At 61.0% G+C, this 13056-nt stretch carries 10 protein-coding genes and 1 pseudogene; 3 read left to right on the top strand and 8 right to left on the bottom strand.

All coding sequences use genetic code 11. The features are described 5' to 3' along the window. Together JFT80_RS20000 and JFT80_RS19995 are read left to right on the top strand one after the other, a co-directional pair. A partial coding sequence (locus JFT80_RS20000; protein ID WP_201149039.1) for a PilZ domain-containing protein occupies positions 1–569 on the top strand: 569 nt, incomplete at its 5' end. A 13-nt stretch (positions 570–582) separates the two neighbouring features. Beyond that, the gene (locus tag JFT80_RS19995) at positions 583–1305 is read left to right on the top strand and encodes a glycerophosphodiester phosphodiesterase (RefSeq protein WP_201149038.1); all 723 of its coding nucleotides are present in this window, start codon (positions 583–585) and stop codon (positions 1303–1305) included. Positions 1306–1347: 42 nt separating this feature from the next. Here the strand turns inward: JFT80_RS19995 and sthA are convergent, their stop codons facing one another. Both sthA and JFT80_RS19985 read right to left on the bottom strand, forming a co-directional pair. Continuing rightward, positions 1348–2742, bottom strand: coding sequence for a Si-specific NAD(P)(+) transhydrogenase (gene sthA, locus JFT80_RS19990; protein WP_201149037.1), 1395 nt, complete (start codon positions 2740–2742; stop codon positions 1348–1350). Positions 2743–2939: 197 nt separating this feature from the next. Then, positions 2940–3988 (bottom strand): annotated as a pseudogene (locus JFT80_RS19985) (FAD:protein FMN transferase). A gap of 196 nt (positions 3989–4184) precedes the next feature. On the opposite strand from JFT80_RS19985, the gene JFT80_RS19980 reads away from it, so the two are divergent. Next, the gene (locus tag JFT80_RS19980; RefSeq protein WP_201149036.1) at positions 4185–5483 is read left to right on the top strand and encodes an MFS transporter; all 1299 of its coding nucleotides are present in this window, start codon (positions 4185–4187) and stop codon (positions 5481–5483) included. 156 nt (positions 5484–5639) lie between these two features. Here the strand turns inward: JFT80_RS19980 and JFT80_RS19975 are convergent, their stop codons facing one another. The 6 genes from JFT80_RS19975 to JFT80_RS19955 form a co-directional block, all read right to left on the bottom strand. Then, on the bottom strand, positions 5640–7049 hold the full coding sequence (locus tag JFT80_RS19975; protein ID WP_242483003.1) for an efflux transporter outer membrane subunit: 1410 nt from the start codon (positions 7047–7049) through the stop codon (positions 5640–5642). A 39-nt stretch (positions 7050–7088) separates the two neighbouring features. Beyond that, the gene (locus JFT80_RS24580; RefSeq protein WP_242483002.1) at positions 7089–7781 is read right to left on the bottom strand and encodes a PilZ domain-containing protein; all 693 of its coding nucleotides are present in this window, start codon (positions 7779–7781) and stop codon (positions 7089–7091) included. Continuing rightward, positions 7778–9238, bottom strand: a complete 1461-nt coding sequence (locus JFT80_RS19970) for a glycosyltransferase family 2 protein (protein ID WP_242483001.1) — start codon at positions 9236–9238, stop codon at positions 7778–7780. Before JFT80_RS19970 ends, JFT80_RS24580 begins: the two co-directional genes overlap by 4 nt. A 1-nt stretch (position 9239) precedes the next feature. After that, positions 9240–10484 (bottom strand): hypothetical protein, encoded by a 1245-nt coding sequence (locus JFT80_RS19965; RefSeq protein WP_201149034.1) that lies wholly within the window; start codon positions 10482–10484, stop codon positions 9240–9242. After that, a complete protein-coding gene (locus JFT80_RS19960) occupies positions 10481–11686 on the bottom strand; it encodes an HlyD family efflux transporter periplasmic adaptor subunit (protein ID WP_201149033.1) in 1206 nt (401 codons plus the stop codon). Before JFT80_RS19960 ends, JFT80_RS19965 begins: the two co-directional genes overlap by 4 nt. A gap of 518 nt (positions 11687–12204) precedes the next feature. Continuing rightward, on the bottom strand, positions 12205–13056 hold an 852-nt coding region (locus tag JFT80_RS19955), incomplete at its 5' end, for a glyceraldehyde-3-phosphate dehydrogenase (protein ID WP_201149032.1).

Raw genomic sequence — 13056 nt, 5'->3', positions numbered from 1 at the left:
ATGAAGAAGATCGCCGCGAATACTACCGTATCGAGGACACGATCGCACTGGAAATTCGGCCTTTGTCCGCTGTCGAAGCCGCGGGCCAGGAAGTGTTGCAGGATGCTTCTCCACTGTTCAATTTGCTCAGCGAATTGCACCTGAGCGAATTCGAGTCGCAACACCTGTTGCGCCAGATCAGCGAGCGCGACCGGGCCATCGCCGCGTTCCTGAAATCCCAGAACAAACGTATCGACCTGCTCAGCCAGGTGGTCGCCCTGACCGTGCTGGGCCAAATTGGCGAACCACAGCCGGTGATCATCTCTGAGGGCGGGATCGACTTTCAGCACCCGACACCGATCGCCACCGGCGCACACCTGTCGATCAAGCTGGTGCTGATGCCGCAAGCCCTTGGCCTGCTGCTGCGCGCCCGGGTGACCCATTGCGATCCCAAGGGCGACGGCTACGACATCGGCACCGAGTTCGAACACTTGACCGATGCCCAGCGCCAGTTGCTTGCCCGCTATATCTTGCAGAAGCAGGCCCAGGAACGACGTCTGGCCCGCGAACAGAACGAATCTGGCATTTAAATAAGGAAGCACCGTGACCCTCATCTACGGCCACCGCGGCGCCAAGGGCGAAGCACCGGAAAATACCCTGACCAGCTTTCAGGAATGTCTCAAGCACGGCGTGCGCCGTTGCGAACTGGATCTGCACTTGTCCAAGGACGGTGAGTTGATGGTCATCCACGACCCGACCCTCAAGCGCACCACCGAACGGCGCGGCAAGGTCGTCGAACACACTGCGGCGGATCTGGTGACCTACGACGCACGCAAGGGCGGCCCGGGCTGGATCAAGCCATGCCCGATTCCAACGTTGGAAGAGTTGTTCGAGAAGTGCGATTTCGAGCACTGGCAGCTTGAAGTCAAAAGCGCTTCACGCACCCGCGCGGCAACCACTGTGCTGGCCATTCGGGAAATGGCTCAGCGTCATGGCCTGCTGGACAAGGTCACAATCACCTCGAGTTCGCGGGAAGTATTGAAAGCGGCACTGGATCTGGTGCCGGACGTGTCACGCGGACTGGTAGCCGAATACGCCTGGCTCGACCCGTTGAAGGTCGCCCAGAGTTATGGCTGTGAGATTCTTGCGCTGAACTGGACGCTGTGTACGCCGGAACGCCTGCAGAAGGCGCAGCGTCAGGGGCTGCATGTGTCGGTGTGGACCGTCAACGAGCCTGCACTGATGCGCAGACTCGCTGACTTCGGCGTTGACAGCCTGATTACAGACTTTCCCGGTTTGGCCACTGCCACGCTCGAGAGTTGCTGAAATCGGTCTCCCCGGCCGGCTCAGGCCACCGGCCGGAGCCCGTCAAAAAAGCCGGTTGAGGCCGTCGTACGCCGCTACCCGATAGGCTTCGGCCATGGTCGGGTAGTTGAACGTGGTGTTGACGAAATACTTCAACGTGTTCAATTCGCCCGGCTGGCTCATGATCGCCTGACCGATGTGCACGATCTCCGACGCCTGATAACCAAAGCAGTGAACGCCCAGCACTTCCAGGGTTTCACGATGGAACAGGATCTTCAGCATGCCTTGCGGCTCGCCGGCGATCTGCGCACGCGCCATGCTCTTGAAGAAGGCCTTGCCGACTTCGTACGGCACTTTGGCCTGGGTCAGCTCCTGCTCGTTCTTGCCGATCGAGCTGATCTCCGGAATGGTGTAGATGCCGGTCGGCACGTCATTCACAAAGCGCCAGCTGTGGTTGTCGACGATGCTGCCAGCGGCCGAACGGCCCTGGTCATGAGCGGCACTGGCCAGGCTTGGCCAGCCGATCACGTCACCGGCACCGTAGATGTTCGGTACACAGGTGCGATAAGCCTCATCGACTTCGATCTGGCCACGGCTGTTGACCTTGACGCCGATGTTTTCCAGACCCAGCTGGTCGGTGTTACCGGTACGGCCGTTGCACCAGAGCAAGGCGTCGGCCTTGATTTTCTTGCCGGACTTGAGGTGCAGAATCACGCCGTTGTCGACGCCTTCAACGCGGTCGTAATCTTCGTTGTGGCGCACGGTGATGTTGTTGTTGCTGAAGTGATAGCTCAGCGCCTGGGATATTTCCGAGTCGAGGAAGCTCAGCAACTGACCACGGTTGTCCACCAGCTCAACCAGTACACCCAGGCCACTGAAGATCGAGGCGTACTCGCAGCCGATCACGCCGGCGCCATAAACGATGAGTTTGCGCGGGGTGTGGCCGAGGCTCAGGATGGTGTCGCTATCGTAGATACGCGGGTGGTGGAAATCGATGTCCGCCGGGCGATATGGACGCGAACCGGTGGCAATGATGATGTGCTTGGCCACCAGTTTTTCGACGACACCGTTGGCGCAGACGACTTCGATGGTTTGTTCATCGGCGAAGCTGCCGGTGCCGAAGAACACGTCGACGCGGTTACGGGCGTAGTAGCCGGTACGCGAAGCGACTTGTTTGGAAATGACCTTCTCGGCGCTTTTCAACACGTCCGGGAAGGAGAACCAGCGCGGCTCGCCAATCGCCCGAAACATGGGGTTAGTGTTGAACTGCATGATCTGCCGCACCGAGTGACGCAGTGCCTTGGACGGGATGGTACCGAGGTGGGTGCAGTTGCCGCCGACCTGGCGACGGCTGTCGACCATCGCGACCTTGCGCCCTGCTTTGGCGGCGTTCATTGCCGCGCCTTCTCCCGCCGGGCCGGAACCCAGCACCACCACGTCGTAGTTGTAGACAGCCATGCGTACTCCTCAGAACAGGCCGCGGTGCCAGCGGCACCTGCGGCTAAATCACGCCGAACGGCGGCGCGAAGGAACAATTGGGGGTCAATCAAGAACCCGGACACAGTCTATAGAAGCGTCAACGCCGCGCACATTAACCCTTGGTCGCGTCGTAGGCTACTTTTGCCTGCACTACAACGCCAGCTTTCGTATTGCCCTCAGTCAGTTTTTGCGCCACTGAGCCGCTCGAAAGCCTTGCTGGTGCGGATGACGAAACCTGTATCGGCACGAATGACAAAGAATGCACCTATGTCATGTTTTTCGGCATAGTCCCACGCCTTTTCGGGACCAAGAATAAGCAACAGCGTCGATAGTCCATCGGCCATCAACGCTGAAGGATGAATCACCGTGACTGACGCCAGGTTGTGTAGGACTGGTGCACCGCTACGCGCATCGAACGTGTGGGAATAGCGCTGACCATCCTGCAGGAAATAGTTGCGATAGTCGCCAGAGGTGGAAACACCATAGCCGTCGACATTGATGATGCGCTCGGCGACCTGCTGATCGTCACGCGGTTCTTCCAGAGCGATTCGCCAGGGTGAGCCATCGAGCTTTTTGCCCTTGGCCTTGAGTTCGCCGGTGGCTTCGGCGAGGTAATCGTCGATACCCATGGCGTCGAGCCGGGCCGCGATGGTGTCGACGGCATAACCTGCGGCGATGCTGTTGAAATCGACTTCGACAGCTGCGTCCTTGCACAACTGCTCACCATTGATGTGCAGATGCCGATACCCAACCCGCTGACGCACCTGGGTCAGTGCTTCGGCGTTCGGGACGACTTCCTGGCGCGATTGCGGACCAAATCCCCAGAGGTTGAGCAGCGGCTCGACCGTCAGGTCGTAGGCGCCTTCGCTCTGCTGTGACAGCTGCTGGCCGACCCGGACGAGTTCGAGGACGGGCGCGGGCATGTTCTGACAGTGGTCGGCAGGCAGATGGTTGAAGCGCTCGATGTCGGAGTCGCTGCGGTAGGTCGACATTTGCCGGTCGATCCGGTCGAGGATTGTTTCCACCTGCGCCTGCACCTCAGCGGGTGCGGGCAGGCCGGCGCGGTGCACATACTTGATTGAATAGGAGCTGCCCATGGTGGGCCCCCGAAGCTTTCCATGGAGTCACCGTTGCCGCAGCCGGACACAACCACGGCCAGCACCACAAGCCCACCCCACCGTCCAGTTAACAAATCTTCATCTCCCCGCAAAACCGCGCCGGCCATTATGGACCTCAGAGCGCAGAGGAGCGAGGGCTGCCGGCGCCCGTCAGGCAAACGCAAAACCTGTGGGAGCGAGCCTGCTCGCGACCGTGGTGCGTCAGCCAACAGCCATGCTGATTGACCCCACGCCATCGCGAGCAGGCCCGCGCGTACAGGTGCCGTGTTTTCAAACAAGATTTACCAGCGTGAGTACCTACACATGTCTACCCCCACGAGCAAAGGCAAAGCGATCTTTCGCGTTGTCAGCGGCAACTTCCTCGAAATGTTCGACTTCATGGTCTACGGCTTCTACGCCACCGCCATCGCCAAAACCTTCTTCCCCGCCGACAGCGCCTTCGCTTCGCTGATGCTCTCGCTGGCCACTTTTGGTGCCGGCTTCCTGATGCGTCCGCTGGGGGCGATTTTCCTTGGTGCCTACATTGACCGTCATGGTCGCCGCAAGGGCCTGATCATTACGTTGGCGCTGATGGCCGCCGGTACGGTGCTGATCGCCTGCGTTCCCGGCTACGCCACACTCGGCGTTGCCGCGCCACTGATCGTGCTGTTTGGCCGATTGTTGCAAGGCTTCTCGGCGGGCGTCGAACTGGGCGGTGTCTCGGTGTATCTGGCGGAAATCGCCACGCCGGGCCGCAAGGGCTTTTTCGTCAGTTGGCAGTCCGCCAGTCAACAGGCGGCCGTGGTCTTCGCCGGCCTGCTCGGCGTCGGCCTCAACCACTGGCTGAGCCCGGAACAAATGGGCGATTGGGGCTGGCGCGTGCCGTTCCTGATCGGCTGCATGATTGTGCCGGTGATCTTCGTGATTCGTCGTTCACTGGAAGAAACGCCGGAGTTCCAGGCGCGTAAACACCGCCCTACCCTGCGCGAAATCGTCCGCTCGATCGGCCAGAACTTTGGCATCGTCATCGCCGGCATGGCCCTGGTGGTCATGACCACTGTGTCGTTCTACCTGATCACCGCCTACACGCCGACCTTCGGCAAGGCCGAACTGCACTTGTCCGACCTGGATGCCTTGCTGGTGACGGTGTGCATCGGCTTGTCGAACTTCTTCTGGTTACCGGTGATGGGCGCATTTTCCGACAAGGTCGGGCGCAAACCCCTGCTGCTGGCGGCGACGCTTCTGGCGATTCTTACCGCCTACCCTGCCCTGTCCTGGCTGGTGGCCAATCCGAGCTTCAGTCACTTGCTGATCGTCGAGTTGTGGCTGTCGTTCCTGTACGGCTCGTACAACGGTGCCATGGTCGTGGCGCTGACCGAGATCATGCCGGTGGAAGTGCGCACCACCGGTTTTTCCCTGGCCTACAGCCTGGCGACCGCAACCTTCGGCGGGTTTACTCCGGCAGCCTGTACCTATCTGATTCATGTGCTGGATAACAAGGCCGCACCGGGGATCTGGCTGACGGGCGCAGCGGTACTGGGGCTGATTGCGACCCTGGTGTTGTTCCGCGGCAATCGCCATGAATTGCGCACGGCGCAGGCGTCTGTGGTCGGCGGCGCCTGATCGATCGACATCGCGGGCAAGTCGAATCGTCGCACCGCCGGCTCCCACAGTGATCTGCGCCGAACACAAATGCTGCAGACACCACCAATACCTTGTGGGAGCGGCGGTGCGACGATTCGACTTGCCCGCGATGGGGCCAGCAGCATCACTGCATCATCACCGCCCAGCCACCTTCAAAGAGCCACCCCAGCCCCCACCCAACGCCTTGTACAAGGTCACCTGGTTAATCTCCCGGGCCAACTCCAGCTGGGCCCACTTCTGCTGCGCGTCAAACAGCGAACGCTGTGCATCCATGGTTGAAAAATAGCTGTCCAGCCCAGCCTCGAAGCGCAGGCGGGACTGGCGGTAAGCCTCCTGATAATCCCCCACCAGTTTCTTCTGGAACTGCACTTGGGTGAGCATCTCCTGACGCGCATTCAAGGCATCGGCCGCTTCCCGAAAAGCGTTCTGCACCGTGGCCTCGTACGCCGCCGTTTGCCCGTCAAACCGCGCATGGCTGGCGTCCACTTGTGCACGACGGGCACCACCATCGATCAATGGCAACGACCCCGCCAGCGCCACGGTCCAGAACTCCGCCGGGCCGGTGAGCAGGCGCGAGAAGTCCCCGGTCAGGCTGCCCAGGGCCGAGGTCAGGGAAAAGGTCGGGAAGTACGCGCTACGGGCGGCACCAATGTCGGCATTGGCAGCGCGCAGCTGGGCTTCGGCCGACATGATGTCGGGGCGCCGTTCGACCAATGACGCCGGCAAACCGGCCGGCACGTCCAGCGTCGCCAACTGCTCGCCGAGCACACCCGTGGGCAGCAAACCCAGCGGCACCGGCTGCCCCACCAGCACCCGCAGGGCATTGCTGTTCTGCGCCACTTGCATCCGGTAAGTGTTGACCTGCACCGCCGCCGTATTGGTCTGCGCATCGGCCTGGTGCACGTCGATCCGGGCGCTGGAACCCAGGTTGAAACTCTTGCGCAGCAACTGCCCGTAGCGGTCCTGGGACTGATAGGTATTCTGCGCCAGGTCAAGCAGGTGCTGATTGGCCTTGAGCGTCAACCAGGTACTGGCCACTTCGCCGATCAGCGCCAGGCGTGCGGCCTGGTAATCGCCCTCAGACGCTTCGAACCGGGCCCCGGCGGCATTGCGCTGGCTGCGAATGCGACCGAACAGGTTCAGCTCGTAGGACGTGAAACCACCGGTGGCCTGGAAGGTGTTGGCAATACTGCCGGCACTGTCGCCGCCATTGGGAGTGCGCACCAGCGGCGGCAACTTGCTGCGTCCGGCGTAGGTGTCGATGCCGATGGTCGGGAACAGCCCGGACTGCGCACTGGCATAACCCGCCCGCGCCTCTTCGACACTGGCCGCGAACTGGCGCAGGCTGCGGTTGTTGGCCAGCGCCAGGTCGATCAGCTGGCGCAGGCGGTCATCGACCACAAAGCCGCGCCAATCCTTGTCGAACGCCTGTTTGCCCGCGCAGCATTCGCCGGCCGTGTTGGCCGGCCATTGCTGGTCGATCGGTGCATCGGGTTTCTCGTAGGTCGGCTCCAGCGAACAACCACCCAGCAGAAGCAATGACATAAAGTATGAGGTCGATAAGCAACTGTTCATGGCGCGCACCTAAAATCGTTGGCCGAGCAGAGCTCGCAAGGGTGAAAGCAGCAAAGACCAAAGGCCTGACCGACTGACGCTGACATGCGGCAACGGCTGTCTACGCGAACGCACACTGACCGGTCGCCAGCGACGCAGCGGGGTGTAGGACGACGCCCTGGCCGGCGCAGGCAAACGCGGCGCCGCTGATTTTTCACCTAGCAATGCACGCCGTAACAAGGTGCCGAACGCCAGCCCCGGCTCCGCCTTGCTGACGACATTGATCGTTGCATCGCTGAACAACCGCGCAATCAACCGTCGCCGCAGCGCTTCATCAAGCTCGGCAAACCTCAGGCCCAGTTGATTGTCTCCGTGGTTGCGCATCACCTCGACATCCAGCCAACCCAGTTTGTCGACCCACATCTGCCCGCACAGCCCCGGCTTGATCGACGAGGCGAACGCGCACTCGAACGACGCGCCGCTGAGGGAGATATCCACCAGGCGCCCGGCGAGCACCTTGCCGCCAAACCGAAACCCCGTGGGCTTGTTGAACGGAAAACGCTCTTCACCGTGCAAGCGCGGGCGATCCACACAGGCGACCAGCGTTGCCAGGTTGTAGACCAGCGCGACCACCGTCCAGCACAGGTTGAACAGCATGTTGCCGTCGAACGAGGCGGCAGTGCTGATCGCGATATAGGCGCCAATCTGCGAGAACAGCGTCAAGGCAAAAAGAACCCGAACAGCTTCCAGTGCACCATGGTTTTGGTGCGATCCAGGCCTTTGGCGGTCACTTTGAACGGCCGCCCGAACGGCCGGATCATCGCGCTGGCGATGGTGGCGGTCACGGCCAGGGAAGCAACGATCTGCGTGACCTCAGTGAAAATCGGCAAGGTGCGCCGGTCCGTGACCCAGGTGCCGTAGCCCCAGAATGCGATCAGCGCCGGCATGCCAAACGCGAGAAAGTCCATCGGTGTGGCGTAGAAACCGGCAATTCCGAAGTACCAGTACAGCACCGGCGACACCAGCATCATCAGGATGAAGGGCTTGGAAAACCAGTGCATCAGCCCATGGATGTAGTGCAGGCGGTCGTTGAGCGTATAACCGCTGCCGCGCAACGGTCCATCCTTGAGCAACGCCACCTGAATGGTGCCCAGGCACCAGCGCCCGCGCTGGTTGATGTACTCGGTCAGGCCTTCGGCCGACAAGCCGATCGACAGGCGCTCGTTCAACCAGCGGGTGACGTAACCTTTCTGCAGCAGCCGGTAGGTGGTGTAGATGTCTTCGCAGACCGAGCCTGTAGGAAAACCACCCATCTCGTTGATCAAATCGCGCCGCACCACGAAGGACGTACCGACGCAAAATGCCGCATCCCAGCCATCCTTCGCCGGCTGAAACACGTCGAAGAACACCCTTTGCTCATCGACCCAGCACGCCGAAGTGCCCAGGTTGTGCTGGATCGGGTCGGGGTTGTAGTAGAACTGCGGAGTCTGCACCAGGCCGACTTTCGGGTCTTCGAACAAGCCCAGGGTGCGCAACAGGATCGGCTGCTGCGGCGCAAAATCGGCATCCAGCACCAGTATGTACGGCGCGTTGCTGCCGGCCGCCGACTGGCGCAAGCCATTGTTCAGGTTGCCGGCCTTGGCGTGGGCGTTATCAGGGCGGCGCGCGTACTGCACGCCGACCTCGGCACAGTAATCGCGCAGCCAGTCCCGGCGGGTGTCGTCGAGCACCCAGATGGTGAAATTCGGGTAGTCGATGGCCTGGGCGGCAATAATGGTTTTTTCCAGGATTTCCAGGCCTTCGTTGTACGTGGCGATGAAGATATCGACCGCTGGCGCACTCACGCCCAGGGCGCGCAAGCGTCGCTCGCCCGCGTCCGCAGCCTTGCTGTGATCCGAGCGACAGAGCATGACGACGATGGAAAACAGCGTGTAACCGATCGCCAGCATTTCGAAGAACAAAAAGGTGTAGGCCCAGACCGTGGCAAACCCGGAATGGCCGTCCGGCAAGGTGTCGCGAATCCGCCAGGCCGCGTAGTTGAGCAACAGCAACGCGGTCACGGCGCCGAATCCGGCGCGCGCAGCCCATTGGTCCCGATGAGTCAGGCAGGTGAACAGAATCACCAGCGCCAGGGTCCAGAAGTTGATTTGCATCAGTTGCAACGAGTCCAGTGCCTGCATGTCAGTCAGCCTCTAGCGAACCGGTAAAGGGATTGACGCCGGTGGCCGCAATCGCCGCCCACGCCGTGGCGCCCAGGTGGAGGCAGGTGGTAATAGAAAAATCGTTGGTCACCGAGTCCGGGCCTATGGCCAGCCCGGTACTGATGCGCGGTGCCGGGGTCGCGTACAGCCAGCCATTGCCGGCTTCCTGGGCCAGCAACACACTCCACAGCGGCTTCGCTTTGTCACTCAGGCCGTTTAGCTGTGCGACCGCAGCGGCTTGCGCGGTGCCTTCGGTCCACAAACCATCGGGGTCGCGATTGAAGCCGTAGCCGTCACCGGACCGGTGCGCGCGATCGACAAAAGCGAACACCCGACGCCAATCCCCGGGCGGGTCGTGCAAGGCAATCAACGGCCAGATTTGCGCGTCCAGCCCGGAGCGCACTCGGTCCGAGGTCTGGCCATCCGCCCCGGTGCCGATCAGAAAGCGCCCTTCCGTGGCGTCCCACTGGCTGGCGACAAACTGCCGGGCGATCTGCGCCTGCCGCGCTGTGCCTTGATCCGGAGCCAGCGCATTGAGCGCCGCCCACGCAGCCGCCAGGTCGACGTTATGCTCGGTGGACTTCCAGTTCTGCTGGATCTGCTGATTGAAGTATCCGTAGTAGCCCCCACTGAAGCCCGCCGGTGCCTGGGCGTCGTAGGTCTTGTCCTGCGACCAGCGCAGGACTTTTCTTGCCGCGTCCAGGTAAGCGCCCTCGCCGCTTTGGCGAAAAGCCTCAAGCAACGCCAGCGCCGCCCAGGCCTGGTTACCGGTCGCGCTGCTGACTTGATAGGCGTCCTGGTTCCAGGCGTTGCGTTCGGTGCTCCAGTAGCCGGGCAGCTTCATCGGCGGCGCACCCACGGGGCCAGCAGCGTAGGCGTTGCGCAAACGGCCATCGTGATATTCGGGATCGTGGTTGGTTGCAAAGACCAGAGCATCGGCGATGCGTCGCGCCGACCCGGCCTTGCCACAGGCGAACAAGGCAATGCTCGCCAGGGCGTTGTCGTAAGTGAACGCCACCCCGCGCAACGCCAGGATCGGCGCCGGCTCACCATTCAGCGCCGGGTAACTGGCCACCAGCACCGGGCCCGCCGGCTGCGTGGCCACCGCGCGATCGAGCGCGGCGCAGGTCATTGTCGCCAGTTGTGGCCTGGCGGCCGCCGCCAATGAGGACGCGCCAGTGCCCATGAGTATCACGCTGACCACCCCGCGCAAGAGGCCGTTCATGGTCGCGACACCTCGGCACTGGCCCATAGCCCGGGGTTGCAGGTCATGGCGCGCTGGCTATCGGTGAGGTCGGCGGCAAAGGTGCCGACCACATACACCGAGTTCTGCTCGGCGTAGGGGAACGGCACGCTGTAGGAGTTGGCGCGAATGTCCGAAGGGCTGGATAACAACTGCACCACGCTGGCCTTGAGCGGCTCGGCAAGGCCGCGGATTTTCACGGTCAACACACTGTCACGATCGATCTTGCTGGCCATGCGCTCCGGGAATACCGCAATCACATAGCTCTGCCCGCAATCGGTGGCGCGCAGCAAGGTCGAACCGGCCTGCACCAGCGTGCCCTGGGGCGCCAGCAGTTCCTGGACAGTACCCGGCGAATAGGCCACGACATCGTACCCGGCCATCAGCTTGACCCGGTTCTGCTCGGCATCGATCAAACGGTTGAGGTTGTCGAGCTCCTGTTGATAGGTCGCCCGATTGCGTGCCTGATTTTCCAGGCTGAGCTTGAGCGTGGTCATCTGCGCCGTCAGGTCGAACATGCGCAGTTGATCCGGGTCGAGGTACACCTGCTTGTTGGCCGCACTGACGTCGCCGTCGTTGATCCGCAACTGCGAGCGAACCGACTCGGCCGCACCTTGCAAGGACGCCAGCTGCGCTTTCGACGAGGCCACCACCGCGCCACTCACCGCCCCCTGCACGAACAACTCCAGGTTGCGCTCGACCGTTTCCTGGGCGTCCATCAAACGCGCACTGGCGGCACTGTTTTCGGCCCGCAGCGCCCTTTGAGTAAAGAGTTGCCGGGTATGAAAAGCGGTCTGGTACTGCTGACTGGTTTTTTCCAGTGCCTCGTAATACTGCTGATCATGTTCGGCCTGGCTGGCCGAGGAAGATATCTGCTGTTCCAGGGTGAGCCGGCGCGTTTGCAGGGTCAGCAAGGTTTCCTGATTCGCCCGGGGATTTTCCACCACGGCGATTTTCTGGCCCTGGACAAAGGTCGCACCGGGTTTGACGTCCAACGCACTGACCACACCATCAATGGGCGTAGTGAGCAGTATCACCGGCGCATTCAAAATCGCCCGGGTGGCAGAGGCCGACACCAGGGGCATCAGCAGTGTCGACATCAGTAACCAGACGACAAAACCCAGGACTCCCAACCCCACCAGGCGCGGTAACAGCGACAACAACTTCGATCGTTCTTCCGCCATGTTCGACTCTCCCGATAGACCAACCGCGTAAAAGCCAGGCAATAACATGCCTTGACCGCAAAACACTTTCGGCAGGGTGAGCAATACGAAACAGGGCGCTGCACGGCAACTAAGCCGGAACAGTTTTAATTAGATTTATAGTGATGTGAGCAGGAATGAGATTCCTGTCTTTTTGGAGAGTTGTAACCGGACACAGAAGCAATAAACCCGACGAAGCCCAAGGCAGAGCGGGCCGTCACAGGCGACACTAGTTTCAGTAAGTGACAGTGTCAAGTATTTGGACGGAACAATTAAATGGCGCCAATTCGCCAACGTATTTTAAGTTGGATCCATTAAACCCACCCGCACCTCAAATAATCGGCAACTGCTTATTTTTGCTGGAAGTTTATGCCTGTAACTTTCGAGGCAACAACATGGAGAGCGCTTAACTCCCGGGAAAAAAGTCTAAAAAGTTATAAGCAAGATACAAACAAAAACGCCCCGACCAAAGTCGGGGCGTTTTCATTTGCAGCTAAGGCTTAGCGCGGGAATGCTGGCGGGTTAACCCCGGCCATGTCTTCCATCACGCGGATAACCTGGCAGCTGTAGCCGAACTCGTTGTCGTACCAGACGTACAGAACAACGCGGTTGTCCTGAACGATGGTCGCTTCAGCGTCGACCACACCGGCGTGGCGCGAGCCAACGAAGTCGGTGGAGACCACTTCCTGCGAATTGACGAAGTCGATTTGCTTGTGCAGATCGGAGTGCATGGCCATCTGGCGCAGGTACTCGTTCATCTCTTCACGGGTGGCGGCTTTCTCAAGGTTGAGGTTGAGAATGGCCATCGACACGTTTGGCGTCGGAACGCGGATCGCGTTACCGGTCAGCTTGCCGGCCAGCTCAGGCAGGGCCTTGGCAGCAGCGGTAGCAGCACCGGTCTCGGTGATAACCATGTTCAGCGCGGCGCTACGGCCACGGCGATCGCCCTTGTGGAAGTTGTCGATCAGGTTCTGGTCGTTGGTGTACGAGTGAACGGTCTCGACGTGACCGTTGATGATGCCGAACTTGTCATTCACAGCTTTCAGCACCGGCACGATGGCGTTGGTGGTGCAGGAAGCGGCGGAGACGATCTTGTCATCAGCGGTGATTTCACCGTGGTTGATACCGTGAACGATGTTCTTCAGCTTGCCTTTGCCAGGTGCAGTCAGAACAACGCGGTCGATACCCGGGCACTGCAAGTGCTGACCGAGGCCATCAGCGTCACGCCATACACCGGTGTTGTCCACCAGCAGCGCGTCTTTGATGCCGTACTGGGTGTAGTCCACCTCAGTCGGGTTTTTCGCGTAGATAACCTGGATCAGGTTGCCGTTGGCGGTAATGGTGTTGTTGGC

It is taken from the genome of Pseudomonas sp. TH10 (genome assembly GCF_016651255.1).
In the GTDB taxonomy this organism is placed as follows: domain Bacteria; phylum Pseudomonadota; class Gammaproteobacteria; order Pseudomonadales; family Pseudomonadaceae; genus Aquipseudomonas.
Note: the sequence above shows the minus strand (reverse complement) of the source record. Positions and strands in the feature narration are given on the sequence as shown.

Excerpts from the sequence above, each read along its gene's own strand:
- JFT80_RS19970 (WP_242483001.1), bottom strand. The coding sequence starts at position 9,238 with ATGCAGGCACTGGACTCGTTGCAACTGATGCAAATCAACTTCTGGACC.
- JFT80_RS19960 (WP_201149033.1), bottom strand. The coding sequence starts at position 11,686 with ATGGCGGAAGAACGATCGAAGTTGTTGTCGCTGTTACCGCGCCTGGTG.
- JFT80_RS19980 (WP_201149036.1), top strand. The coding sequence starts at position 4,185 with ATGTCTACCCCCACGAGCAAAGGCAAAGCGATCTTTCGCGTTGTCAGC.
- JFT80_RS19965 (WP_201149034.1), bottom strand. The coding sequence starts at position 10,484 with ATGAACGGCCTCTTGCGCGGGGTGGTCAGCGTGATACTCATGGGCACT.
- sthA (WP_201149037.1), bottom strand. The coding sequence starts at position 2,742 with ATGGCTGTCTACAACTACGACGTGGTGGTGCTGGGTTCCGGCCCGGCG.
- JFT80_RS19975 (WP_242483003.1), bottom strand. The coding sequence starts at position 7,049 with ATGTCATTGCTTCTGCTGGGTGGTTGTTCGCTGGAGCCGACCTACGAG.